This is a genomic window from Sphingomonas humi (assembly GCF_039536725.1).
Lineage (GTDB): Bacteria > Pseudomonadota > Alphaproteobacteria > Sphingomonadales > Sphingomonadaceae > Sphingomicrobium > Sphingomicrobium humi.
In genome coordinates this window covers 700,001-724,541 of record NZ_BAAAZD010000001.1, presented here as the reverse complement: position 1 = coordinate 724,541, position 24,541 = coordinate 700,001, and the positions used below count along the sequence as shown (strand labels likewise).

At 67.0% G+C, this 24,541-nt stretch carries 20 protein-coding genes and 1 tRNA gene; 3 read left to right on the top strand and 18 right to left on the bottom strand.

The window, feature by feature from the left end; genetic code table 11:
- Positions 1-12: 12 nt before the first annotated feature.
- Positions 13-2,811 carry a M16 family metallopeptidase gene (locus ABD729_RS03555; RefSeq protein ID WP_344708773.1) on the bottom strand — a complete coding sequence of 933 codons (2,799 nt, stop codon included), beginning with the start codon at positions 2,809-2,811 and terminating at the stop codon, positions 13-15.
- Positions 2,812-2,940: 129 nt separating this feature from the next.
- Entirely contained in the window at positions 2,941-3,411 is a 471-nt protein-coding gene (locus ABD729_RS03550) for a TspO/MBR family protein (RefSeq protein WP_344708772.1), read from the bottom strand.
- Positions 3,412-3,488: 77 nt separating this feature from the next.
- On the opposite strand from ABD729_RS03550, the gene lepA reads away from it, so the two are divergent.
- A complete protein-coding gene (gene lepA, locus ABD729_RS03545) occupies positions 3,489-5,312 on the top strand; it encodes a translation elongation factor 4 (protein ID WP_344708771.1) in 1,824 nt (607 codons plus the stop codon).
- Here the strand turns inward: lepA and ABD729_RS03540 are convergent.
- The 10 genes from ABD729_RS03540 to hutH all read right to left on the bottom strand — a co-directional run bounded on the left by ABD729_RS03540 (position 5,309) and on the right by hutH (position 15,830).
- A complete protein-coding gene (locus ABD729_RS03540) occupies positions 5,309-7,423 on the bottom strand; it encodes a putative bifunctional diguanylate cyclase/phosphodiesterase (RefSeq protein ID WP_344709628.1) in 2,115 nt (704 codons plus the stop codon). The genes lepA and ABD729_RS03540 overlap by 4 nt on opposite strands.
- 14 nt (positions 7,424-7,437) lie before the next feature.
- Positions 7,438-8,520, bottom strand: coding sequence for a CHASE4 domain-containing protein (locus ABD729_RS03535; protein ID WP_344708770.1), 1,083 nt, complete (start codon positions 8,518-8,520; stop codon positions 7,438-7,440).
- 11 nt (positions 8,521-8,531) lie between these two features.
- Positions 8,532-9,290, bottom strand: a complete 759-nt coding sequence (locus tag ABD729_RS03530; protein WP_344708769.1) for a TorF family putative porin — start codon at positions 9,288-9,290, stop codon at positions 8,532-8,534.
- Positions 9,291-9,448: 158 nt separating this feature from the next.
- Entirely contained in the window at positions 9,449-10,270 is an 822-nt protein-coding gene (locus tag ABD729_RS03525) for an outer membrane protein (protein ID WP_344708768.1), read from the bottom strand.
- 84 nt (positions 10,271-10,354) lie between these two features.
- Entirely contained in the window at positions 10,355-10,927 is a 573-nt protein-coding gene (locus ABD729_RS03520; protein ID WP_344708767.1) for a fasciclin domain-containing protein, read from the bottom strand.
- Positions 10,928-11,007: 80 nt separating this feature from the next.
- Positions 11,008-11,709 (bottom strand): anti-sigma factor, encoded by a 702-nt coding sequence (locus ABD729_RS03515; protein ID WP_344708766.1) that lies wholly within the window; start codon positions 11,707-11,709, stop codon positions 11,008-11,010.
- Positions 11,706-12,281, bottom strand: a complete 576-nt coding sequence (locus ABD729_RS03510) for a sigma-70 family RNA polymerase sigma factor (protein WP_344708765.1) — start codon at positions 12,279-12,281, stop codon at positions 11,706-11,708. The genes ABD729_RS03515 and ABD729_RS03510 overlap by 4 nt, the downstream gene beginning before the upstream one ends.
- Positions 12,282-12,476: 195 nt before the next feature.
- Positions 12,477-13,163 (bottom strand): 2,3-diphosphoglycerate-dependent phosphoglycerate mutase, encoded by a 687-nt coding sequence (gene gpmA / locus ABD729_RS03505; RefSeq protein WP_344708764.1) that lies wholly within the window; start codon positions 13,161-13,163, stop codon positions 12,477-12,479.
- A 5-nt stretch (positions 13,164-13,168) separates the two neighbouring features.
- The gene (locus ABD729_RS03500; protein ID WP_344708763.1) at positions 13,169-14,296 is read right to left on the bottom strand and encodes a M14 family metallopeptidase; all 1,128 of its coding nucleotides are present in this window, start codon (positions 14,294-14,296) and stop codon (positions 13,169-13,171) included.
- A 19-nt stretch (positions 14,297-14,315) separates the two neighbouring features.
- Positions 14,316-15,830: a histidine ammonia-lyase gene (gene hutH, locus ABD729_RS03495; protein ID WP_344708762.1), complete on the bottom strand. Its 1,515-nt coding sequence runs from the start codon at positions 15,828-15,830 to the stop codon at positions 14,316-14,318.
- A gap of 210 nt (positions 15,831-16,040) precedes the next feature.
- On the opposite strand from hutH, the gene ABD729_RS03490 reads away from it, so the two are divergent.
- Positions 16,041-16,991 carry a calcium-binding protein gene (locus ABD729_RS03490; RefSeq protein WP_344708761.1) on the top strand — a complete coding sequence of 317 codons (951 nt, stop codon included), beginning with the start codon at positions 16,041-16,043 and terminating at the stop codon, positions 16,989-16,991.
- 66 nt (positions 16,992-17,057) lie between these two features.
- On the opposite strand, the gene hutU is transcribed toward ABD729_RS03490, so the two are convergent.
- Positions 17,058-18,716: a urocanate hydratase gene (gene hutU, locus ABD729_RS03485; RefSeq protein WP_344708760.1), complete on the bottom strand. Its 1,659-nt coding sequence runs from the start codon at positions 18,714-18,716 to the stop codon at positions 17,058-17,060.
- Positions 18,713-19,915 (bottom strand): imidazolonepropionase, encoded by a 1,203-nt coding sequence (hutI, locus tag ABD729_RS03480; protein WP_344708759.1) that lies wholly within the window; start codon positions 19,913-19,915, stop codon positions 18,713-18,715. Before hutI ends, hutU begins: the two co-directional genes overlap by 4 nt.
- A 35-nt stretch (positions 19,916-19,950) precedes the next feature.
- On the opposite strand from hutI, the gene ABD729_RS03475 reads away from it, so the two are divergent.
- Positions 19,951-20,850: an arginase family protein gene (locus ABD729_RS03475; RefSeq protein ID WP_344708758.1), complete on the top strand. Its 900-nt coding sequence runs from the start codon at positions 19,951-19,953 to the stop codon at positions 20,848-20,850.
- Here ABD729_RS03475 and ABD729_RS03470 read toward each other — a convergent pair.
- From ABD729_RS03470 to ABD729_RS03455, 4 genes are all read right to left on the bottom strand, one after another.
- Positions 20,847-22,418, bottom strand: a complete 1,572-nt coding sequence (locus tag ABD729_RS03470; RefSeq protein WP_344708757.1) for a response regulator — start codon at positions 22,416-22,418, stop codon at positions 20,847-20,849. The two genes, ABD729_RS03475 and ABD729_RS03470, sit on opposite strands and share 4 nt — an antisense overlap.
- 77 nt (positions 22,419-22,495) lie before the next feature.
- Positions 22,496-23,494, bottom strand: a complete 999-nt coding sequence (locus ABD729_RS03465) for an ATP-dependent DNA ligase (protein WP_344708756.1) — start codon at positions 23,492-23,494, stop codon at positions 22,496-22,498.
- 14 nt (positions 23,495-23,508) lie between these two features.
- Positions 23,509-24,279, bottom strand: a complete 771-nt coding sequence (locus ABD729_RS03460) for an exodeoxyribonuclease III (protein ID WP_344708755.1) — start codon at positions 24,277-24,279, stop codon at positions 23,509-23,511.
- A gap of 171 nt (positions 24,280-24,450) precedes the next feature.
- Positions 24,451-24,527 (bottom strand) — tRNA-Met (locus ABD729_RS03455).
- Positions 24,528-24,541: the final 14 nt, after the last annotated feature.

The following is a 24,541-nucleotide window of genomic DNA, read 5'->3' as shown; positions in this document are numbered from 1 at the left end:
ACGCGCTGACCTTTACTTGGTCGTGATGACCTCGATCGGCATGCCGAGCTTTTCGAGCTGCGGGCGAACCTTGGCGGCGTCGCCCACCACCAGCCAGGTCATCTTCTGCGGATCGACCGCTGCACGCAGCGCCGGGACGAGCTGCCCCGTGGTCAGCGCCTGGTAGCGCGCCGCCAGCTTCTCCTGATAGTCGTCCGGACGGCCGAGCAGGTCGTTCTGGATCAGCGCCGACATGACCGCCGCGCTGGTTTCATACTGGCCGGGCAGCGACTTGACGTTGTTGCTGACCAGCCGCTCCAGTTCCTCGCCGGTGACCGGCTTCGAACCGAACAGGTCGCTGATCTGGCTGTTGATCGCGGCGATCGATTCGCCGGTCCGGTCGGCCTGGACCGGTGCCTGGATGGTGTAGGGGACCAGCTTCTCATTGAGCGAGAAGCCGCCGCCGACGCCATAGCTCCAACCCCGGGTTTCGCGCAGGTCGGAGTTGAGGCGCGACAGGAAATTGCCGCCGAGCACGTCGGCGCCCGCGTCCGCCGCGAGGATGTCGGCGTTCGACTGCAACGGCGTGACCTGCGCCCCGACGATAACCGACTGCGGCGAGTTGGGGCGGTCGATGAGGTAGATCCGCGGACCGCTTACCGAGGGGGGAGCGGCGGTGAAGGCCTTGGTCCCCTTGGCAACGCCGGCCGGGGCCGTCCAATTGCCGAAGCGCGCCTCGAGCTGGCGGGTGATGTCGGCCAGCGGTAGGTTGGAGACCACGAAGATCTCCAGATTGTCCGGGCGCAGCCAGGCCTGGCTGTAGGAGACGATGTCGTTGCGGGTGAACCGCTTCATCGCGTCGGGGAGGCCGGCACCGACCGTCGCATAGGGATGGCTGGCGCCATACAGCAGCGTCGGCAGGTTGCGCTGGACGATCCCGTTAGCGTCGCGCTGGGACTGGGCGATGCCGGTCAGGGTCTGGTTGCGCAGCCGGTCGAGGTCATCCTGCGCGAAGGTGGGCCGCTCGACGATCGTTTCGAGCAGCTGAAGCGACGGCGCGATGTTGGCCGACAGCATCGAGCTGACGAGGTTGGTGCGATCTAGGCTGCTGGAGACGTTGAGGCTCATGCCGAGCTCTTCGCGCCGTTCGGCGATGGCCTGCGCGTTCAATGCGCCCGCCCCTTCGTCGAGGAGATTGGCGGTGAGGGCCTGGAGGCCGCGCGCATTGGCGGGGTCCGACGCGCTGCCGGCGTCGAACGACAGCGCCAGCTGAGTCAGCGGCACCGCCGTGCGGCGGGCATAGGTGACCTTGATGCCGTTGCTCAGCGTCGCGCGCTCGACCGTGGGGAAATCGAGCGACGCGAAGCTGCCGAGCGGCGGAACGTCGCGCTTGGTCGGGGCGGGAACCGCGCCGGCGGGCTTCGACTGAGCGCCCTTGGCTTCATCGGAAGCCGGGCGCTCGCCCTGTTCGAGGCGGAGCTTGAGCGGCGGACGGGTCAGCCACTGGCGCATCGCCGTCTGCACCTGCGCCGGAGTGACCGAGGCATAGCGCTGAAGTTCGGTGCGATACCAGTTGGCGTCGCCTGCGTAGAGCTGACCTTCGGCGAGCGCGACGGCCTTGCCGCCGAAGCCACCGACCTGTTCGAGGCCGCGGATCTGGGACGCGACAAGCGCGGTCGCGGCGCGGCGCAGTTCATCGCGGGTCGGACCCTTGGCGACATAGTCCGCCACGATCTCGTCGAGGCGCTTCTCGACGACGACGGGATCGACGCCCGGGCGCACGGTTGCCGACACCGAGAAGGTGCCGACGCGCTGGTTCGCGCCATTGCTGGCGGACACGGCCACCGCCAGCTTCTCGTCACGGACGAGGATCTGGCTCAGCCGCGACGAGGCGAGGCCGCCGAGCACCGAGCCGGCGAGGTCGAGCGCCTGGGTGTTCTTGTCGAGCATGCCCGGCACCGCCCACCAGCGCGAAACGCTGGTGGCCGCGACCTTGTCCTTGAGGACGATGCTCTTGGGCGAAGCCGGGGGGACCGAGGCCTGCGCCGGGACATTGACCGGGCCGCGCTTGATCGAGCCGAAATACTTCTGGACGAGCGTCCGCGCTTCGGCGGCGCTGACGTCGCCCGCAAGCACCAGCACGGCATTGTTGGGGCCGTAATTCTCGCGGAACCAGGTCTGCACGTCCAGCAGGGTGGCGGCATCGAGATCGGCCATCGAGCCGATCGGGATGTGGTGGTAGGGATGCCCTTCGGGGAACAGGTTCTGGTAGACGGTTGGGAAGACCATGCCGCCCGGACGATTGTCGTAATTCTGGCGCTTCTCGTTCTGGACGACGCCGCGCTGGTTATCGAGCTTCTCCTGCGTGACCGCGCCCAGCAGATAACCCATACGGTCGCTTTCGAGGAACAGCGCCCGGTCGAGCGCCGCCTTGGGCACCGTCTGGAAATAATTGGTCCGGTCGAAGCTGGTGGTGCCGTTCTCGTCGGTGGCGCCCATCTCCTGGAGCCACTTGAACGTGTCGCCCGGAAGGTTTTCCGATCCGTTGAACATCAGATGCTCGAACAGGTGGGCAAAGCCCGTCTTGCCCTTGGGCTCGTCCTTGGCACCGACGTTGTACCACATGCTGACGGCGACGATCGGCGCCTTGCGGTCTTCGTGGACGACCACGGTCAGGCCATTGGCAAGCTTGAAGCTCTGGTTGGGGATCTTGACCTCGCCGACCAGCGCCGGAAGCGGCGCCGCGCTTTGCGCATGGGCCGCGGCGGGCAGCGCGAGCGCGAGGAGCGAGGCCCCGGCAAAGCGGATCGACGAACGGGAAGATGGGCGCATAACGTTGAAGCTCCAACAGAAAATCTACGAAAACCCCTGCGGAGCTTCGACAATCGCGACCTTGGATCATCGACGAACGGCGGCCGCAATTCGATGGACGGCCAAGCCCCCGCAGGAACGCGGATGCGCCTACGCGGTGCGCGGGTTGAGACGGACAATCTGCCAGTTGAGCCAGGTCGCGAAGGTCACCCACGCGAGGTAAGGCAGGATCAGGAGGCTGGCCGTCGTCGAAATCGGTGCCAGGCCAACCACCAGGGCGACCAGCGACAGCCACAGGAAAGCGACTTCGACCAGCGCCCAGTCGGGCCGCTTGAACTTGAAGAACAGCGGGCTCCACAGGAGGTGGAACAGCGCGTTGGCGCCGAACAGCAGCACCACCAATTGCCGCTCGCCCTCGTCCGTCGCAGCGCTCCAGGCGATGGTCGCCGACCAGGCCGCGAGCCCGAGGATGATCGTCCAGGCGGGTCCGAACAGCCAGTCGGGCGGATTGAGCCGCGGTTTGCGAAGTCCGTGGTACCAGCTTCCGACGTCGGTCAGGAGGCCGCCGGCGATGCCCAGCAGGATCGCGACGCCGAAGCAGAAGATGGTCGGCGTGCTCATGGGCGTAGTCCTGCCACAGCGCTGCCCCCGAGGTCCAGATGACAGAAGGGCCCGCCCCTGCTAGCGGCTCCGCCGACATGACAGACCGTAGCCTGATCCGCAATTTCTCGATCATCGCCCATATCGACCATGGCAAGTCGACCCTCGCCGACCGGTTGATCCTCCGCACCGGGGGCCTCACCGAGCGTGAGATGACGCACGGCCAGGTGCTCGACAACATGGAGATCGAGCAGGAACGCGGGATCACCATCAAGGCGCAGACCGTGCGCCTCCAGTATCCCGCCAAGGACGGCAAGACCTACACCCTCAACCTGATGGACACGCCCGGCCACGTCGATTTCGCCTATGAAGTCAGCCGCAGCCTCGCCGCCTGCGAAGGTGCGCTGCTGGTGGTGGACGCGGCGCAGGGCGTGGAAGCGCAGACGCTGGCCAACGTCTACCAGTCGATCGAGCACGACCATGAGATCGTGCCCGTCATCAACAAGATCGACCTTCCCGCCGCCGAGCCCGACAAGGTCAAGGCCGAGATCGAGGAAGTGATCGGGCTCGACGCCAGCGATGCCGTCCTAACCAGCGCCAAGAGCGGGATCGGCATCGAGGAAGTATTGGAAGCGGTGGTCACGCGCATCCCGCCGCCCAAGGGCGATCCTGATGCACCGCTGAAAGCCATGCTGGTCGACAGCTGGTACGACCCTTATCTCGGCGTCGTCATCCTGATCCGCGTCATCGACGGCTTCATCCGCAAGGGCCAGGAAATCGTCTTCATGGCCGCGGGCACCCGCCACCTGGTGGACCGCGTCGGCTGCATGAACCCCAAGCTGCAGCTTCTGCCAGAGCTGGGCCCGGGCGAAATCGGGATCATCACCGCGCAGATCAAGGAAGTCGCCCAGACCCGCGTCGGCGACACCATCACCGACGCCAAGCGCCGCGCCGCCGAGCCGCTTCCGGGCTTCAAGGAAGTCCAGCCGGTAGTGTTCTGCGGGCTGTTCCCGGTCGACGCCGCCGACTTCGAGAAATTGCGCGAAAGCATCAGCAAGCTGCGGTTGAACGACGCCAGCTTCTCGTTCGAAACCGAAAGCAGCGCGGCGCTGGGCTTCGGCTTCCGCTGCGGCTTCCTCGGTCTCCTCCACCTCGAGATCATCCAGGAGCGGCTGACCCGCGAATATGACCTCGACCTCATCACGACGGCGCCGAGCGTCGTCTACACGATGCACCTGACGCATTCGAAGAACGAGGACGCGCAGACCATCCAGCTGCACAACCCGGCCGACATGCCCGATCCCAACCGGATCGAGAGCATCGAAGAGCCGTGGATCGAGGCGACCATCTATGTCCCCGACGAATATCTGGGGCCGATCCTGAAGCTGTGCCAGGACCGCCGCGGCATCCAGAAGAACCTGACCTATGTCGGCGGCCGCGCGCAGCTGACCTACGAGCTTCCGCTGAACGAAGTGGTGTTCGATTTCTACGACCGGCTGAAGAGCATGTCGAAGGGCTATGCGAGCTTCGACTATCACCAGATCGGGACGCGCGAGGGCGACCTCGTGAAGATGAGCATCCTGGTCAACGAGGAGCCGGTCGACGCGCTTTCGATGATCGTCCACCGCGGCACCGCCGAACAGCGCGGCCGCGGGATGGTCGAGCGCCTCAAGGAGCTGATCCCGAGGCACATGTTCAAGATCCCGATCCAGGCCGCGATCGGCGGCAAGGTGATCGCGCGCGAGACGATCAGCGCCCTGCGCAAGGACGTGACCGCCAAATGCTACGGCGGCGACGCGACCCGCAAGCGCAAGCTGCTGGAGAAGCAGAAGAAGGGCAAGGCGCGGATGCGCGAGTATGGCAATGTCAGCATCCCGCAGGAGGCGTTCATCGCCGCGCTCAGGATGGGCGACGAGAACTAGGCCCGGCGGCTGAGCGGGATTTCGGCCATCAGCGTGCTGCTCGCCTGCGGCCGGCCGAACAGCCAGCCCTGCAGGTGCGTGCAGCCGGCGATCCGCAGCGCACGGGCCTGATCCTCCGTCTCCACCCCTTCGGCGGCGATATTGAGGTTCAGTGCCTGGCCCAGCGCAATCATCGCGCTGGCGACCGAGGCGGCTTCGGAATCGTTGGCGATACGCTCGACGAAGGAGCGGTCGAGCTTCAGCTTGTCCATCTTGAAGCGCTTCAGATAGGCGACGCTGGCATAGCCGGTGCCGAAGTCGTCAAGCGCGACGCGGATTCCGATGCGCCGCAAGCGGTTCAGGACCTGCGCCGCCGCTTCCGGACGGCGCAGCAGGTAGTTTTCGGTGATCTCGAGCTCGAGCCGATGGGTCGGAAACTCGGTCTCCTCGAGGATGGAGGTGATGTCCTCGAACAGATTGTCGTTCCAGAATTGCGCCGGTGAGAGGTTTACGGCGAGGTCCAGCCCGGTCGACCGGGTGTGCTGGCAGGCCTCGCGGAGGATCTGCCGCCCGAGCGCCACGATCAGCCCGCTCTTTTCGGCGATCGGGATGAAGATGTCGGGGCTGATTTCGCCGCGGTCGGGATGGCGCCAGCGCGCCAGCGCCTCCACCCCGATCGTGCGGCCGTCGCCGGCATTCACCACCGGCTGGAACAGGACGTAGATCTGGTCGGTCCCGATCGCCCGGTGCAGGTCGCTTTCGAGCTGCTTGGTCAGCTCGCGGCCGCGTTCCATGCTGGGGTCGTAGGCCCGGTAGCGGTGCTTGCCTTCCGATTTGGCGACATACATCGCGATGTCAGCGCGGCGGACCATCTCCTCGCCGCTGAGGTCGCCGTTATCGAACACCACGCCGATGCTGGTGCCGACGCTGAGATTGTGCCCGGCGGTCTCGAACGGCTCGTCGAATGCCTGGACGACGGCCTGCGCGAGACATTCCGCCCCCTCGCGGGCGAGCGGCCCGGTGATCAGCACCGCAAACTCGTCCCCGCCGATGCGCGCAAGGATGCCGCGCCAGCTGACGATCGACTGCAGGCGCTCGGTCGCGGCCTTGAGCAGGGCATCGCCCGCGCCGTGCCCGAACACGTCGTTCACTTCCTTGAAGCCGTCGAGGTCGAGGTAGAGGATGCCCGCCTGCTCGCTTTCCTCGCGCAGCTTGAGGCGCTCCATGAAGGCGCGGCGATTGGGCAGCAGGGTCAGCGTATCGTGATGGGCGAGGTGGCGGGCCTTGGCCTCGCTCGCGATCAGTTCGCGCGCCGAAGCGCGGCCCATCCGCACGGCCACGATGGCAAGGAAAATTACCACCAGGCCGACCGCGAGCATCCACGGCAGCAACTGGTGGCGCGCGTTCGTTCCGGGTTGATAGGGCGACCAGGTGAGATGCCCGGCGACCTCGCCTCCGTAGAGCGTGACCGGAAGGTTGGCGGAGCTGCCCGGCCGGGCCCCGGTAAGGCGCAGGTCGGCCAACCGGTAGCGGTTCGCCAGCTCGTGCATCATGCCCGCGTCGACATAATCGACCAGGATCATCAGCGCGCGCGGGCCGGGCCGCTCCCTCATCTTGCTGTCGGGGCTGGGGAGGATCGCCGACACGCCGAACAGCGCGAGATGCCCTTCCACCAGCGTGAACCCGACCACCCGCGGGTCGCCCCCGGGGCCAATGCGGCGAACCGCCGACACGGCGCGGACCACCGGCGCGCCAAGCGCGGTCAGGGCCGTCTGGGTGGTCTTCGCGGTGCCCCGCGTCGCATAGATGGTGCGATCCTGGCCATCGAGCACGAAGCTGTAATCGAGGCCGTGCGCAGGGGCGAGGTAGAGGCCAAGGTTCTCGTCGGCGAAGGCGGTGTCGAGCCTGAGCGACAAACGCTGGTAAGCCGAATCCCAGAAGGCGTAATCCTTGAGCAGGCGGAGCAGCGAATCCTGTTCCTCGCGCAACGCGGTGCTCGCCAGCTCATGCTCCCCGGCAAGCGCCATCCGGTCCTGACTGCTGGTCAGCGCGAGGAACAGGGACGCCTGCGCGCCGAGGCACATGGCGACGACCAGCGCAATCGGAAGCATGAGATTGGTGCGGCTGAACACCCGCAAAGCCCTTCTCAGGCGACCTTGGGGAGGGGCTTGGCAAAACCGGCGCTTCCGCCATTCTGCTCCTGCATCTCGGCTTCGCGGCGGGCGCTTTCGGCGTGCGAGGCAAGCTGCTCGGCGCGTAGCTTTGCGGCCTCGGCCGAGATTTGCGCCTGGCGTGCGATTTCGAGATTGGCGTCGGCGAGCTGGGCCGATCGCCGTGCGGCATCCTGTTCGCGGCTGAGGGCGCGGACGATGCCGACGACGCGCGTCGATAGGAACACGCACGATATGCCGAGGACGAGCCAGCCGACCAGTAGGTAGGGCAGGATAGCCAGCGCTGCCTCGCGCCCGGGCTGCACCGGGTCCCACACGATGTAGCCGATCGCCCGCCCCTGGTTGTCGGCAAGCGCGGTTGCCGTCGACGGGTCACGCCCGTCGAGGCTGTTCACCACGGCGGCGCCGCGCAGCCCGAACGAATTCTGCCACGGGCTGAGCAGCGACTGGTCGAGCGCCTGGGTGATGATGACGTAGCGCATCTCCCCCGCCGGCGCCGAGACCCGCTCGCTGAACGGGATGATCGGCATGGCGGCGACCAGCATCGGCCGGCCTTCGAACGGGACGATCAGCCCGACCGCGTCATCGAGCGCCTGCGCGCCTTCGCTGCTGGTCGGAAGCATGGCGAGCAGTTCGGCGATACCTTCGGGCATCGCCTTGCGGCCATCGACCCCGGCGCTGCCATCGGGTCCCGCACTGAACAGGGTCTGGCCTTGGCGGTCGATGATCAGGACGTGCGTGGCGTTGCTGAGATTGTCGACCGCCCACCGGCGATCGAGGCGGCCATAGAGATGCACCACAGCATCGTCCCACCGGCCATAGTCGCGGGTCATGGATTTGAGCGCACTGAGCCGTGTTTCCACCGCGCCGCGCATCATCCACTGCACCTGCTCGGCGCCGCGCTGATCCATCTGCACCACCAGGGCGCCGAGCAGGGTCACGCACATGCTGAGTGTCAGGACGAGAATGAGCGACAGTGGCCGCATCACTGCGCGCAGCGAGACGAGGTCGGTATCCTCCCTGAAGCCGCCGAGGCGCTTGACGATGCGGACGATCATCGACCGGTCTCCTAAAAACCGGAATCGACGGAGAGGACGAGTCCGCGGCGGCTGAGCCGCCGCAGTTCGGGATCGAAGCGCGCGGCCGCGGTATCGACATAAGCGAGCCCGACCCCGAAGCGGCCAAGGCTGGCCCGTGCGCCAAGCTGCCAGTCCCATTTGGTGCGGCCGGCCGGCGCCGCCGACCCGCGCTCCCGGCCAAGTTCGGCGCGGAAGGTGAGCGGGCTGCCCCGCACGCTCCATTCGGTGCCGCCGTGCAGGTAGAGATTGCTGGCCAGCCGCCCGCCGCCGCCGCGCAGCGGGGTTTGCGCCGGGGTGAACGCGATGTCGGCAAAGGGCGTCACCGGGCCCACCGGCCGCCGCCAGCCGATCGAGGCTTCGACATAATCGCTGGCGACGAGGTCGGCGTAACCGACATAGTTCACTGCCGCGTCAATCTGTCCCGCGGCGCCGAGGTCGCCGCTCCAGCCGACCCCGCCCGTCAGTTCAAGGTCGCGACTGCCGTCGATCCGCACGCTTGCGCCGGACAGGCCGGCGTGCGCACCCGAGCGATGTTCGACCGAGACCCCGGCATGGCCGGCGGGCCTGCGATCCGAATAGGAGATTCCGCGGTAGCGATAGTCGGTCATCATGCCGGCCGTCGTCGACCAGCGCAGCGCCGGTACCGGGGCGGTCTTCACCGCCGGCTCGGCGGCAGCGGCCATGCCGGACCACAGGCCAAGCAGGCTGGCAGCCAGGCAGGGGTGATGAGCGTGCAGGACGCGGGGCATGCCGGTGATCTCCCGATGACCACCGGAAGCTACCAGCGCTGATTCAACGCCAATTTAATGACGTATCCGTAACGGATATATCTCGGACGGGCGCGCAATCCGGCCCGCCGAAAGGGTGAGCCGGCGCGGGAGGGACGCGCCGGCTCGGGGGGACGAAACTAGAAGCGGTAACCCACCGTGGCGTTGATGCTGTGGGTCTTGAACCGGTCGTCGCTGCGCCGGAAATCGGTTCCCGACGCGTTGGTGAGGATGAATGGGTTGGTCGCCGGGGCGGGGCCGGCGGCGCGGACGCGGTAATCGTCGTCCTTGTAGTTGGTGAACAGGTAGACGAGCCCGACCGTGAAGCGGCCGATACGCTGGTCGACGCCGCCACCCAGCCGGATGCCCCTCACCCTGCCGTTGGTATCGCGCTGCGAAAAGGTGTTCGCGGTGTTGCTGGTCGAAAAGCTGCGGTCGATGTCGGCGATGGCAATGCCGCCGGTGACATAGGGAAGCGTCTCGCCGAGCGGCACGCCGACGCGGGCGCGAACCGCACCATTGGTGCGCAGCCTCCGGGTCATGGTGTAGAAAGCGGGCGTGGTGCTGAAGGCGGACACGCTGTCGGTCGCCTTGCCGCGGCCGATTTCGCCGACCAGGCCGACGACCACGCCGCCAAGGTCGGCATCATAACCGACCAGCAGCGCCCCATCGACGCCTTCGCGGTCGAAGTTGCAGGAGGCCGCGGGGACGCGGTCCCTTGCTGCACCGTTGCAGAAACCGGGGGAGAAGGCGTCGGCACCGGTGGCGGTGAGGACGGTGTCGTTGAACGTTCCGTCGAGATTCTTGTCGAACAGGATCCGTTCGGCCTTGCCGGTGGGCTGGCGGATGACGCCCAGCCGTCCGCCGACATAAGCGCCCGACCAGCTTGCGCTCTGCGCGCTGGCGGCGGCGGGGAGGACGAGGCTGCCCAAGAGCAGGCCGCTTGCGATAACGATCTTCATTTCAATATCCCTGTTGCCTCCAAAGCCTCCAATCGGCCCGCCCGTGTGGAGGCGTAGCGGGCGGGCCGTCGCTCCGGCTCGGGATCAGCCGGGGAGCGAGACGTTATCGGTAACGTGGATGACGCCGTTCGATTGCAGGACGTCGGCCTGGGTGACCCTGGCGCGGCCGCCCTTGGCGTCGGTCAGGACGACGCTCGTGCCGACCATGCGCGCGCTGAGCTTGCCGCCCTGGACGGTGGTGAGGGTGGCGACACCCCCGCCGGCGCGGATCTGGCGCATGAGGTCGGCCGCTGTCAGACGCCCGGCCACCACGTGGTAGGTCAGGACCGACTGCAGCATCGCCTTGTTCTCGGGCTTGAGCAGGGTTTCCACCGTGCCCTTGGGAAGCTTGGCAAAGGCGGCATTCGTCGGTGCGAAAACGGTGAAGGGTCCCGGTCCCGAGAGCGTCTCGACCAGGCCGGCCGCCTTGACCGCCGCGACCAGCGTCGTGTGGTCCTTCGAATTGACGGCATTCTCGACGATCGTGCGCGTCGGATACATGGCAGCACCGCCGACCATCACCGTCTTTGCGGGCGAAGGGCTGGCGGCAATGGTCGCGCTTGCCGCAAGCGTGGCGGCTGCGGCGGCAAGACCAAGGAAGAGGTTGGACTTCGGCATTCTGTCACTCCTGTCGGCGGCCCGTCGCTGGGCACGCACAGGAGTTACGGAGCGACCATCGAACTGGATGCGCGCGTCGTTCAGACGGTGCCGAGATTACCCGCTGCAAGGACCGCGCCGGTCGGCTGACCGGTTGGCGATCCGCCCGTCGGCTCGTCCGACACGGCGATCGTGCCGCCATCGGCGAAGCGGCGGGCGATGCCGACCGCGATCACCCGGCGCTGAATGCCTTCGCTTGCGACGAGACCGAGCGAGATCGGCTGGCCGCCGGCCGGGATCAGCCACAACTGGCGGGCGCGATTGGCAGGCGCCTCGACCCGCGCCGGCGTGATCACCAGTTCGCGCGTGTCGGCGCGGTAGGCGACGGTAAGGGCCTCGGGCGCTTCCTTGCCGACCAGCGAGGCGACCAGCAGCGGTGCCGCCGGGCGCTCCTGCGGCGCGGGGGCCGGAAGCGGGGTGTCGGGCCGCAGCTGCAGGCCGAGCAGCACCGCGGCGGCGACAGCCGCGCCGGCGGCGGCAGCGCGCCACCGCGCCAGCTGGCGCTTCAGGGTGACGACATTGTCGCCGGGCTGGTCGAGCCGCCGCACGATCCGCGACCACAGCTCACGCGAGGGCGCTTCCTCGCCAAATTCCTCGTAGAGAGGGCCGAGCCGTGCTTCCCACCAGGCGACTTCGGAAGCGAAGGCAGGGTCGGCGGCGAGCCGGCGGCGCGCGTCGAGCAATTCCTCGCCTTCGAGCAGGCGAAGCACATATTCGGCGGCGAGGGTAAGGTCGTCGCTCATCCGCCGAGACACTTCTTGAGGCTTTGCAGCCCGCGCCGGATCCAGCTTTTCACCGTTCCAAGCGGTTCACCCAATCGCGTTGCGAGCTCCGAATGCGACAGGCCCTCGAAGAAGGCGATGCGGATCAGCTTTTGCGTGCGTGGTTCGAGCGTGCCGAGGCAATGGTGGATACGCTCGCCATCCTCGCGCTCGGCAGCGGCGGCGAATGCGTCGGGCCGATCGTCGGCAAGCTCCAGCGCTTCCTCGACCGGGGCCGCGAGCCCGCGCGACCGGCGTGAGCGGAGGCGGTCGATGGCGCGGTTGCGGGCGATGGTGGCAAGCCAGGTGACAGGGCTGGCCCGCGCCGGATCGAAGCTCGCCGCCCGCGTCCACACGCTTACATAGACTTCCTGAAGCACGTCCTCGGCTTCGTCGCGGTCGTTCAGGATCCTGAGGCAGATCGCCATCAACTTGCCCGAGGTGCGGTCGAAGACATTGCGAAGCGCGTCGCGATCGCCCCCCGCTGCGGCACGCAACGCGGCTACGAGCGCAGCCTGGGCTTCCTTACGATCGTCTGACGCCCAAATGCTCACGTGGCAGGGTCTGGCATGCCGGGCACCAATTGCAAAGCCGGCTGATCGCCGATCGGTTGCGAAACGGATGTGCCGCGGCGCTGCGGCCCTCCCGAGACCGCGAGCGAGAGGCGTGGTTGCTGCTAGTAGAGGAGCGGTCGTTTGCACCTGACAAGTTACGCGGCGACCGCGACAGCAGATGCAGCGACCGCCCGCTCAGCGCTCCGACAGGTAGTAGCGGTCGACGCGCTGCAGCTGGTCGTCGAGTTCGTAGACAATCGGCTGGCCGGTCGGGATCTCGAGCCCGGTGATCTCGGCGTCGGAAATACCCGAAAGATGCTTTTCGAGCGCGCGCAGGCTGTTGCCGTGAGCTGCGATCAGCACCCGCTCCCCGCGCTTCAGGCACGGCGCGATGTCTGCTTCCCAATAAGGCAACACGCGGGCAATCGTGTCCTTGAGGCTTTCGGTCGCGGGAACGGGAATCCCCGCATAGCGGCGGTCCTGCTGCAGGCTCGCATAGGGGCTGTCGGCCTCCAGCGGCGGCGGCACGTCGAAGCTGCGGCGCCAGATCTTGACCTGCTCCTCACCGACCTTGGCCACCGTCTCGGCCTTGTTGAGACCGGTCAGGCCGCCATAATGCCGCTCGTTCAGCCGCCAGTCCTTGGTCATCGGCAGCCACAGCCGGTCCATCGCGTCGAGCGCCAGGTTGGCGGTGCGGATCGCGCGCTTCTGAACTGACGTGAACACCCGGTCGAAATCGACCCCCCTGGCCTTGAACAGCTCGCCCGCCGCCGTCGCCTCGGCCTCGCCCGCTGCGGTGACATCGACGTCCCACCAGCCGGTGAAACGGTTCTCGAGGTTCCACTGGCTCTGGCCGTGGCGGAGGAGGACGAGGGTCGGCATGGCGCTTACTTCGCCTCCAGCTCGGGCAGGATCTGGTGCAGCGCGTCGAGGCAGGAGCGGGCCAGCGCCTTACTCCGCTCGGGGCTCCAGCCCTGGATCGGATCGGCCAGCGGCGCATGGTCCTTGAACGGCATTTCCAGCGTCATCGAGACGCAGCCGTAGCGCTCGGCAAGCTGGGTCGTGCTCATCGACAGGTTCGCTTCGCCCGGGCGCGACAGTTCATAGCCCTGCTGCGTCTGGAAATCGGGGCAGATCCGCTCGAGCGTGTTGGCGAACAGGTGGTACATCTCCTCCTGCCGGGGCTTGAGGCTCGGGATGCCTTCGAAGCCGGCGAGGAAGTTGGCGGCAATCGCCTCGTCACCGTGAATGTCCATCGCGAACACCGGCTTGTCCTGGTCCATCGCGTTGCGGACGCACAGCACTTCCGGGCTCCGCTCGGCCGAGGGCGCGTGCCATTCGCGGTTGAGGTTCACGCCGGCCGCATTGGTGCGCAGGTGCCCGCGTGCGGAGCCGTCCGGGTTCATATTCGGAACGACGTGGAAGGTGCAGCGCTGACGGAGCGCGCGGGCGACCGGATCGTCATAATCGACCAGCTTTTCGAGCGCGCCTTCCATCCACCATTCGGCCATGCTCTCGCCCGGATGCTGGCGGGCATAGAGCCACACCGTCAGCGGACCTTCGCCGACCGTCAGGCAATCGATCGGCTGACCGTCGAGACTGGCGCCCAGCGTGCGGTGCGTGACCCCGTCGACCTCGGCGATGGCGGCGACCAGGTCGTGATGCCGCTCCATCGAATAAGGGGCGAAATAGGCGACCCACAGGATGTCGGTATCGCCTTCGACAGTGATGGTGAGCACCCCGTCGGCGTAGCTGGTGTCGGCCAGCACCCAGGTCTCGCGGTCGGTCGAGACGCGCGCCTGATAGTCGGGCCAGCCCATCGGGTAGGCGGAATTGGCGCAATTGATGATGCGCAGCGTGACCTGCTGCCCGCGCACGCCCGACAGGCGAAAATGGAACCATTGGTAGAAGTCGGACTGGTGATCGTTGACGATCTCCAGGTCGAGGGTGGACCCTTCCGACTTGACCAGGCGAATGTTGCCGCTGTCGAACGCGCTGCTGACTGTGATGGACATGGGAAGCGCCTCTAGGGGCTCAGCGGCCAAGAAGAAAGCCGCCGCTCATCCGGCCGTCCAGCACCGCCGCCTGCAGCGCCGCCATCTCGTCCGCCCAGTAGCGGTCCGCTTCGAGGCGAGGACTGATTGAGCGCACCGTGCCATGAAGCCCGGCCAGCGCTGCCGAGGTGGCAAGCGGCGCGTGATAGTCGACGCCTTGCGCGGCGGTGATCAATTCCACCGCGACGACGCCCGCCGCGTTGCGCGCGACCACGGCCGCCTTTCGCCCCGCGATCGGCGCCATCGAGACATGGTCTTCCTGTCCGGCCGAGGTGGGAATGCTGTCCACCGACACCGGAAAGGCAAGGCTGCGATTTTCCGCGACCAGCGCGGCGGCAGTCACCTGCGGGATCATCAGCCCGCTGTTGACCCCGCCATCGTCGGTCAGGAAGGCCGGAAGGCCGCTCATCTTGGGATCGACGAGCACCGAGATCCGCCGCTCGGACAGGCTCGCCACTTCGCACAGCGCCATGGTAATGGTGTCGGCGGCAAAGGCGACCGGCTGGGCATGGAAGTTGCCGCCGGAGATGGCGTCGTCGCCCTCGTCGCCGCTGAAGAGGATCGGATTGTCGGTGACCGCCGCCGCCTCGATGACAAGGGTGCGCGCGGCATTCTCCAGGAGGTCAAGCGCGGCGCCCATTACCTGCGGCTGGCAGCGGAAGCTGTAGGGATCCTGCACCCGGCCGCAGCGGTGGTGCGAGGAGACGATTGCCGACCCGTCGAGCAAGCGGGTCAATTCGGCCGCGACGCGGACCTGTCCCGGCTGTCCGCGCAGGGCCGAGATGCGCGGGTCGAAGGGCTTCACACTTCCCTTCAGCGCATCGACCGCCAGCGCGCCCGCCTGGAGCGCCGCGCCGAACACCCGTTCCGCCGCGAACAGGGCATCGAGCGCGACCGCAGTGCTGAACTGCGTCCCGTTGATCAGCGCGAGGCCTTCCTTGGGGCCAAGCTCCAGCGGGCTGCGCCCAAGCCGTTCCAGCGCGGCGGCCGCGGTTAGCTTCTCGCCAGCGAGGTCGATCCAGCCGTGCCCCATCAACGCAGCGGTCATGTGCGCCAGCGGAGCAAGATCGCCCGAAGCGCCGACCGACCCCTGCGAGGGAATGACCGGCATCGCATCGGCGTCGATCAGCGCTTGCAGGGCATCAACGACCTCGCGCCGAACCCCGGAATGCCCGCGCCCGAGGCCGAGCAACTTCAGAACGATCATCAGCCTTGTCACGTGGCGCGGCGTCGCTTCGCCGAGCCCGCAGCTGTGCGACAGGATGAGATTGCGCTGCAGCTCGGCCAGACGCTCGGCCGGGATTCGCTCCTGTGCGAGGAGGCCGAAGCCGGTGTTGATGCCGTATACCGTCTCGCCCGAGGCGACGATGCGGGCCACGGCGGCGGCGGCGGCGTCCACCCGGGCAAGTGCCGCGTCGGCGAGGCGCGCGGGCGCCCCGGTCCACAGCTGGCGGAGGAGAGAAAGGTCGACGGCTTCGGGATCGAGATTGAGCATGGCCCCGCTTAGAGCGGATCACAGCCCGAAGGGAGTGGGATGATGACCGGGCATTCCCGCGCTCACGGATCATCGCGTCGTAAAGTTCAGCGGCCTAGCTGTCCGCATCTGTTGGCAAGCGGACATAAGGCAGAAACCAATAGACCGACCGATGGTTCGTCAGAGGAGGGAACGTGTAACGTGTGAACGGAGGGTTTGCTTATGGTGGCGGTGATCCGGGGCGGCCAGGGCGACGACTATCTGGTGGGGACCGAGGGCCAAGACGGTCTCTACGGGGATGACGGAAACGACATCCTCTACGGCGGGGACGGCAATGATTCCGGAATTTACCAGTCCGACCCCGGCAACGCCTCCGTTCCGCTAGGCCTCTTCGGCGGCGCGGGTGACGATTATCTGGATGGCGGACGAGGCAGCGATTACCTCGACGGCGGCAGCGGAAACGACACCCTCATCGGCGGTGAAGGCGACGATTCGGGCTTTGCCTTTGCCTCAGGGCAGCGGTCGCAAATCGCCTATTCGGGCCTGCACGGCGGCGACGGCAACGATCTTCTGGACGGAGGACGCGGCAACGACTGGCTTTACGGCGATCAGGGCAACGACACCCTTTACGGTGGCTTCGGCGACGACCTGCTGATCGGGGGCGGGGGAGCCGATCTGATGGTCGGCGGCGCGGGCAACGACAATTACGAAGTGGGCGGCGATGGCGACCGCATCGTGGAAGCCGCCGGAGAGGGCACCGATGTCGTCTACGCCTATGACAATTACACCTTGCCGGCGAACACCGAATATCTGCTCATGAACTATGGGACCCAGACCTACGGGTACGGAAATTCGGGCGATAACATCATCGTCGGCAACGACCGCGCCAACGTCATGGAAGGCCGGGGCGGATATGACACGCTGTTCGGAGGCGGCGGTTCGGACCTCTTCATCATCAACGCCAATTGGGGCGTCGACGTCATTGCCGATTTCGTTGCCGGCGCCGGATCACCGGATGCGGTGATCTTCAGCCGGGACATCTTCAACAGCTTTGCGCAGATCATGTCGAATGCCGCGCAGGTCGGGGCCGACACGTGGATTGGCGACGGCCGGGGAAATACGGTTGTTCTGACCGGGGTCGCGATGAACAGCCTCCATGCGGATGACTTCGGCTTCATCTGACGAAATCATCCCGAGCGGCGTGCGCCCCGGCGGCGCACTTGCTCGCTTCGACCACGGCGCCGAATTTCAGCCGAGGCTCGGCAGGTCCAGTCCCTGTTCGCGCGCGCAGGCGACCGCTTCGTCATAGCCGGCATCGGCATGGCGCATCACGCCGGTGGCGGGGTCGTTCCACAGCACCCGCTCCAGCCGCCGCGCGGCCTCGTCGGTGCCGTCGGCGACGATCACCATGCCGGCATGCTGGCTGTAGCCCATGCCGACCCCGCCGCCGTGGTGGAGCGACACCCAGGTCGCACCGCTGGCGGTGTTGAGGAGGGCGTTGAGCAAAGGCCAGTCGCTGACCGCGTCGCTGCCGTCTTTCATCGCCTCGGTCTCACGGTTGGGCGAGGCGACCGATCCGCTGTCGAGATGGTCGCGGCCGATGACGATCGGAGCTTTGAGTTCGCCGTTCCTGACCATTTCGTTGAAGGCGAGGCCGAGGCGGTGGCGCTGGCCGAGGCCGACCCAGCAGATGCGCGCGGGCAGGCCCTGGAAGGCGATCCGCTCGCGCGCCATATCGAGCCAGCGGTGGAGGTGCGGATCATCGGGGATCAGCTCCTTCACCTTGGCGTCGGTCCTGTAGATGTCCTCGGGATCGCCCGACAGCGCGACCCAGCGGAACGGGCCGATGCCGCGGCAAAACAGCGGCCGGATGTAGGCGGGCACGAAGCCGGGGAAGTCGAAGGCATGTGCGACCCCGGTGTCGAGCGCTTCCTGGCGGATGTTGTTGCCATAGTCGAAGACCGGAATGCCCTCCGCCTTGAAGCTTAGCAGCGCCTCGACGTGGCGGGCCATCGAGATGCGCGCGGCGGTTGCGGTGCCTTCGGGATCGCGTTCGCGGCGCTCGATCCATTCGGCGACGGTCCAGCCCATCGGGAGGTATCCGTTCACGGGATCGTGGGCGCTCGTCTGGTCGGTGATGGCGTCCGGGCGGATGCCGCGGGCGAGCATTTCGGGCACGAGCTCCGCCGCATTGCCGAGAAGGCCAACGCTGGTCGGCTCGGTCGCGGCGGCGATGATCTCCAGCGCCTCGTCGATGGTCGCCGCGCGGCGGTCGAGGTAGCGGGTTTCGAGCCGTTTCTCGATCCGGCTTTCCTGGCATTCGATGGCGATGCAGTGCGCGCCGGCCATCACTGCCGCCAGCGGTTGCGCGCCGCCCATGCCGCCAAGACCCGCGGTGAGGATCCACTTGCCGCTGAGGTCGCCGCCGAAATGCTGCCGGCCCATCTCGGCAAAGGTCTCGTAAGTGCCCTGAACGATGCCCTGCGTGCCGATGTAGATCCAGCTGCCGGCGGTCATCTGGCCGTACATCATCAGCCCGGCGCGATCGAGCGCGTGGAAATGCTCCCACGTCGCCCATTTGGGGACGAGGTTGGAGTTGGCGAGCAGCACCCGCGGCGCATCGCGGTGGGTGCGGAACACGCCGACCGGCTTGCCCGACTGCACCAGCAGGGTTTCGTCATCCTCCAGCCGCTCGAGGGTCGTGACGATTCCGTCGAAACTCGGCCAGTCGCGCGCGGCGCGGCCGATGCCGCCATAGACGACCAGGCTCTGCGGATCCTCGGCAACCTCGTCGTCGAGATTGTTCTGGAGCATCCGGACGGCGGCTTCGGTCTGCCAGCTCCTGGCCTTGATCTCCGTGCCGCGGCGAGCCCGGATGATCCGCTGGTTGTCACGCCGATCGGTCACGCGTCCATTCCTCCCACCAGGCGGCGCTCGGGCATCAGGCCCATCCAGTAGCCAAGCTCCGCCGGGTCAGCGATGCGCCAGGCGCAAAGGTCGGCCGCCTTGCCAGGCTCGAGCGTTCCGATCTCGTCCGCCATCCCGAGCGCACGGGCCGCATTGATGGTCATTCCGCTTATCGCCTCCTCCGGCGTCAGTCCAAACAGGGTGCAGGCCATGTTCATGGCGAGCTGCGGGTTCAGCAAGGGCGAGGTGCCCGGATTGCAATCGGTGGCAATGGCGATCGGGACCTGGTGCTCGCGGAGCAGATCGACCGGCGGGCGCCTTTCTTCCTGCAGGGTGTAGAAGGCGCCCGGAAGCAGCACCGCGACCGTCCCGGCGCGCGCCATCGCCGCTGCCCCGGCGGCGTCGAGATGCTCGAGATGATCGGCCGACAGCGCCTGGTAACGCGCCGCCAGCGCCGCGCCGGACTGGTTCGACAATTGCTCGGCATGAAGACGGACCGGAAGGCCGTGGCTCGCCGCGGCGTCGAACAGGCGCTCGGTTTCGGCGGGGGTGAAGGCGATCGTCTCGCAGAAGGCATCGACCGATGTGGCGAGGCCAAGGCGGGCGACGGTCGGCAGCAGGTCTCCGACCATCCGCTCGACATAGGTGTCGCGGTCGGCGCCTTGGGGAAGAGCATGGAGGGCCAGAAGCGTCGGAACGACCCGCACCCGCTCCGATCGTGACAGGGTGCGGATGATGTTAAGGAGCCGGAGTTCGGACGCGGGATCGAGGCCATAGCCCGACTTGATCTCGACCGTGGTCACCCCTCCCCGCATCAGCGCATGGAGACGCGTGCGGCTTTGTTCGAGAAGCTCGGTCGTACTGGCGGCGGCGGTTGCGCGGACGGTCGAGGCGATGCCCCCGCCGGCGCGCGCAATCTCCTCATAGCTCGCGCCTGCGCGCCGCTGGGCGTGTTCGGTGGCGCGGGTCCCGCCGAAGACGAGGTGCGTGTGGCAGTCGATGAGGCCCGGCGTGACGAACGCCCCGCCAAGCGGCACCACTTCGGAGGCGCGGGTTCCGGCAAGCTCGGTGCGGCGGCCGACGCGGACGATCCGGCCTTCGTGAATGCCGATGGCGGCGTTTCTGATCAGCCCCAGCGGATTGCCGGGCGCTGCGACCATCGTCAGGGCATGGCAGTCGGTCAGCAGGCGGTCCCACATGGGCAGGGCTGTAGGCGGCTGCTACAGCAGCGGCAATGACCAGCGCCTGGCCCAACCTGTCCGATCTTCTCGTTCCCGCCGATGCTGAGACACCAGTGGGCTTGATCGGTGCTCCGCTGGGGGCTGGGTCGGTCACGCCTGGACGGTGCGACCTTGCGCCGTCGGCGCTTCGCGCGGTGCTTCGGCGCATCGGCACCTATGACATCGATACCGGACAGGAACTCGGCACACTGGTTGCCGACCATGGCGACATCATGCTGGGTGACAAGTCGATCGAGGAAGCGACGGCACCCATCCGCTCTGCCGTGCGCGGGTCCGCCCAGCGTCACGCGCTGACGCTGCTGATCGGCGGCAACAATGCGGTCACCCGGCCAGGGCTGCTCGGCTTGGCGGACGCACTGGAACTTGAGATTGCGGAAGTGGGCCTCGTCACCCTCGACGCGCATTTCGACATGCGCAGGCTGGAGCAGGGCCTGAGCAACGGCAACCCGGTCCGGGCGCTGCGCGAGGACGGGCTGCCGGGCGCAAACATCGTCCAGATCGGCCTTGCTCCCTTCGCCAATGCCCCGGGCATGCACCGCGATGCGATTGCCGGCGGTCACTTGGTCGTGACCCTTCGCGATCTGCTCGAGCAGGGGACGATCGAGGTGCTGGAGGCGGCGATGGAGAGGCTGCAGCATTGCCGCGCCATCATGGTTGATTGCGATATCGACGTGATCGATCGCAGCCAGTTTCCCGCGGCGCCCGGCGCGCGCCCGGGCGGGATGCTGGCCCAGGAATTCTTCGCCGCGGCACGGTGGCTTGCGGCGCAGCCGAGCGTGCGGCTGATCGATTTGACCGAATGGGACCCGACGCTCGACCCGACCGATCTCAGCGCGCTGACCGCGGGCCGTTGGCTGGCCGAGGTGCTGGCCGGCTTTGCCAGCCGGGCCTAGCCGAGCAGTTTCTCGATTGCGGCGGCGAGAGAGCCCGCGCTGACAGGTTTCTTCAGGATCTGCGCGGAACCATCGACGGCCTGGTCGATCGCCTCGCTGTCCGCATAGCCGGTCAGGAACAGCAGCTTGAGATCGGGCTTGCGATCCAGCGCCTGCGCTGCAAGCTGCGCGCCGTTCATTCCCGGCATCGCAAAATCGAGCAGCATCAGGTCGGGCGGGCTTCGTTCGAGTTCGAGCAGCGCCTGCGGGCCGTTTTCGGATTCGCGCACGTGATGCCCATCCGCGCGGAGCATGTCGGCGACTGCCTGCCGCACCTCGGGATCGTCGTCGACCAGCAGCACGTCGACCTTCTTCGCAGGCACCGCCCGCTTGTCGCTTGCCGCCACCGCCGCGGCCCCGTCTGTCTCGTCGGAAACCGGCGGCAGGAGGATGGTGATGGTCGTGCCCGCGCCGGCGACACTGTCGACCCTGAGGTCGCCGCCAGCCGCGCGCGCGACGCCATAGGCCATGGACAGGCCAAGCCCGGTCCCACGCCCCGGCCCCTTGGTCGTGAAGAAAGGCTCCAAGGCGCGCTGGGCAATTTCCGGGGTCATGCCGACCCCTTCATCGATGATGCGGATTTCGATGTGCTCGTCGCCGCCGCGCTCGGCGCTTACCGTCAGGCGGCCGCCCGAGGGCATCGCGTCGCGGCCGTTGATCGCAAGATTGAGGATGGCGAGCTCGAGCTGGGTGGCATCGCTGCGGACGTGCCCAAGTCCTTCGGCGACTTCCACCTTGAGGTCGACCCGCGGCCCGACCGAATTGCGGAGTAGTTCAGACATGTTGGACAAAAGTTTGCTGACGTCGACCGCGGTCGCTTCGAGCCGCTGCCGGCGCGAAAAGGTCAGCAGCTGGCCGGTCAGCCGCGTCCCGCGCTCGGCCGCCTGCGAGGCGTTGCCCGCCCAGCGCATCACCTTGTCGCGGTTGTCCGGAGCCATCTGGATCAGTTCGAGATTTCCCGAGATGGCCTGAAGGAGGTTGTTGAAATCATGCGCGATGCCCCCGGTCAGCTGACCGACGGCTTCCATCTTGTTGGCCTGGACCAGTGCTGCCTCGGCCCGTTCGCGCTGGGTGACTTCGCTGCGCAGCTGCTCGAGAACCTTGTCGCGCTCGGCCAGCGCTTGCGCCAGTTCCTCGTTCTTCTTCTGCAGCATGGTGGGGCTCGGGATGGCCAGCGCCTTGGGCAGCAGAGGCCACAGCAGGATCGCCGTCGGCACGCTTGCCGCGGCAGTGATCGCCTTGATGGCCGCTTCGGCGGCATAGTCGCCGTGCCACAGGTTCCAGATCCCCATTACGTGCGTGAAGCCGCACGACAGGATGAAAAGGGCGAACAGCCAGAACATCTTCCCGAAGGTCACATCGGGGCGGCGGCGGACCAGGGTGACGAGCGCAACGGGGATGGAAAAATAGGCCGCGGCGATCAGCGCGTCGGAAACGACATGGGTCCAGATAAGTTCGGGGCGCCACAGCAGGCAGTAACCGTGCGGTGCGTAATTGCCCTCGAAGAATCCACTCAAAAACTCAGGCATGGATGCCCCTGCTTGTGCGGGTGAAACGACCGGCAGAGAGCAGCCTACGTGTCACGGCCGACATTGCCAATGCAGGTTCACTCCACGGCGAGGAGGTCGCTCAGCTCGGCGGGAGTGAGGGGATGGCGAAGCTGTTCGCATCGGCACTGGTCCGGGCGCTTGTCGGGCCGCTTGCGCAGGAGGCGCGTGCCATGCCGGAAACGGCCCGCGGTGACCTGGTCGTAGAGCACCTCGACCACCAGTTCTGGGCGAAGCGGGGTCCATTCGACCGTTCGCTCGCGGGCCCAGCGGCTGGGTTTGTCCGGGCGGTTGCCGGTAAAGCCCGCACCCCCGGCAAGCGGCGCGAGGTCACGGGCCCATTGGCGCCGTTCGGCAGCCTTGAAGCTCGAACAGAAACCGACATGGTGCAGCAGGCCGTCATCGCCATAGAGGCCGAGGAGCAGGGACGCGACGCCGTCGCCCTTGGCGTCCTCGCGATAGCCACCGACAACGCAATCGGCGCTGCGATGGTTCTTGACCTTGAGCATGGCGCGCTCGCCCGCGCGGTAGGGTTCGTCGGCCCGCTTGGCGACGACGCCGTCGAGCGCACCGCCGCTTCGTTCGAGCCAGCGCAGCGCCTCGGCTGGTTTGTCGGTCTGGGGGGAAAGGATCAGTGACGCCGAATGCTTGCGGGCCATAATGCGTTCGAGGTGACGACGACGCTTGGCGAGGGGCTGTTCGGCAAGATCGTCCGCGCCGAGGCGCAGCAGATCGAACGCCATGAATTTCGCCGGCGTTTCGGCCGCCAGTTTGCGGATCCGGCTTTCGGCGGGATGGAGGCGCTGCGACAGGGCATCGAAGCTCAGACCTGCCGCAGTCTCGATGATTAGCTCTCCGTCGAGACTGATGTCGCCAGCGGGGAGCTCCGCGATCATGGCCTCGACTTCCGGAAAATAGCGACCGAGCGGTTTGCCCGAGCGCGACCATAGCGCGACCTTCCCGCCTTCCCGGACGGCCAGGCAGCGAAAGCCGTCCCATTTGGGTTCGAACCGCCATTCGGGCCCGTCAGGCAGCTCCGCGACCAGGAGCGCTTCCATAGTCTTCGGGGCGGTCACTTCAGTTCGATCCAGACAGGCGCGTGGTCGCTGGTCTTGGGAAGCCCGCGCGCACTGCGGTCGACGCCCGCTGCCTTGAGGCGCTTGGCAGCGGCGGCATTGAGGAGCTGGTGGTCGATCCGCAGCCCTGCGTCGCGCGCGAAGGCGTTGCGAAAATAGTCCCAGAAGGTGAAGACCTGCTCGTCCGGGTGGAGGTGGCGCAGGGCGTCGGTCCAGCCGGCATCGGTCAGTCGCTTGAACGCTGCACGGACATCGGGCGCGAACAGGGCATCGTCGACCCACCGCTCGGGCTTGTAGACGTCGGCTTCGGTCGGGATGATATTATAGTCGCCGGCCAGTACGACCGGTTCGCCTAGATCGAACAGTTTGCCCGCCAGCGCCTCGAACGCCGCCATCCAGCGCAATTTGTAGTCGAACTTGGGCCCGGGGCGGGGATTGCCGTTGGGAAGATAAAGGCAGCCGACCACCACGCCGTTGACCGCCGCCTCGAGATAGCGGCTCTGGGCCGGATCGGGATCGTCGGGGAGGCCGCGGCGTGTCTCGACCGGGGTTCCGCCGCGGGCCAGGATCGCGACACCGTTCCAGCTCTTCTGCCCATGCCAGATGGCGCCGTATCCGGCCTGCTCGATCGCGGCGGCAGGGAATTTCTCGTCAGGCGCCTTCAATTCCTGGAGGCAGACAACGTCGGGCGCGGTCGCTTCGAGCCACTCGAGGAGGACCGGCAGGCGCCCGTTGACGCCGTTGACGTTGTAGGTCGCGATGCGCACGCCTTCTTGAACATCCGTTGCGGCGCAAGGGTCCCGGCAAGTGCGGTTTCGGCAAGGCGGCCAGTGCCTGACCTTGCGCAGGCGATCGAGTTTCCTCGCGGGGCGCGTCAGGAGTGACGTCGCTTGTCGCCCAAACGCAAAAAGGCCGCCCCGAAGGACGGCCTGTTATGCTGGTTGCGGGGGTAGGATTTGAACCTACGACCTTCAGGTTATGAGCCTGACGAGCTACCGGGCTGCTCCACCCCGCGTCACCATTCCCACG

Coding starts and splice junctions, on each gene's coding strand:
- ABD729_RS03470 (WP_344708757.1), bottom strand. CDS start 22,418: ATGCCTGAGTTTTTGAGTGGATTCTTCGAGGGCAATTACGCACCGCAC.
- ABD729_RS03525 (WP_344708768.1), bottom strand. CDS start 10,270: ATGAAGATCGTTATCGCAAGCGGCCTGCTCTTGGGCAGCCTCGTCCTC.
- gpmA (WP_344708764.1), bottom strand. CDS start 13,163: ATGCCGACCCTCGTCCTCCTCCGCCACGGCCAGAGCCAGTGGAACCTC.
- lepA (WP_344708771.1), top strand. CDS start 3,489: ATGACAGACCGTAGCCTGATCCGCAATTTCTCGATCATCGCCCATATC.
- ABD729_RS03520 (WP_344708767.1), bottom strand. CDS start 10,927: ATGCCGAAGTCCAACCTCTTCCTTGGTCTTGCCGCCGCAGCCGCCACG.
- ABD729_RS03535 (WP_344708770.1), bottom strand. CDS start 8,520: ATGATCGTCCGCATCGTCAAGCGCCTCGGCGGCTTCAGGGAGGATACC.
- ABD729_RS03550 (WP_344708772.1), bottom strand. CDS start 3,411: ATGAGCACGCCGACCATCTTCTGCTTCGGCGTCGCGATCCTGCTGGGC.
- ABD729_RS03465 (WP_344708756.1), bottom strand. CDS start 23,494: ATGGAAGCGCTCCTGGTCGCGGAGCTGCCTGACGGGCCCGAATGGCGG.
- ABD729_RS03555 (WP_344708773.1), bottom strand. CDS start 2,811: ATGCGCCCATCTTCCCGTTCGTCGATCCGCTTTGCCGGGGCCTCGCTC.
- hutI (WP_344708759.1), bottom strand. CDS start 19,915: ATGTGGGACCGCCTGCTGACCGACTGCCATGCCCTGACGATGGTCGCA.
- ABD729_RS03530 (WP_344708769.1), bottom strand. CDS start 9,290: ATGCCCCGCGTCCTGCACGCTCATCACCCCTGCCTGGCTGCCAGCCTG.
- ABD729_RS03500 (WP_344708763.1), bottom strand. CDS start 14,296: ATGTCCATCACAGTCAGCAGCGCGTTCGACAGCGGCAACATTCGCCTG.
- hutH (WP_344708762.1), bottom strand. CDS start 15,830: ATGCTCAATCTCGATCCCGAAGCCGTCGACCTTTCTCTCCTCCGCCAG.
- ABD729_RS03475 (WP_344708758.1), top strand. CDS start 19,951: ATGACCAGCGCCTGGCCCAACCTGTCCGATCTTCTCGTTCCCGCCGAT.
- ABD729_RS03515 (WP_344708766.1), bottom strand. CDS start 11,709: ATGAGCGACGACCTTACCCTCGCCGCCGAATATGTGCTTCGCCTGCTC.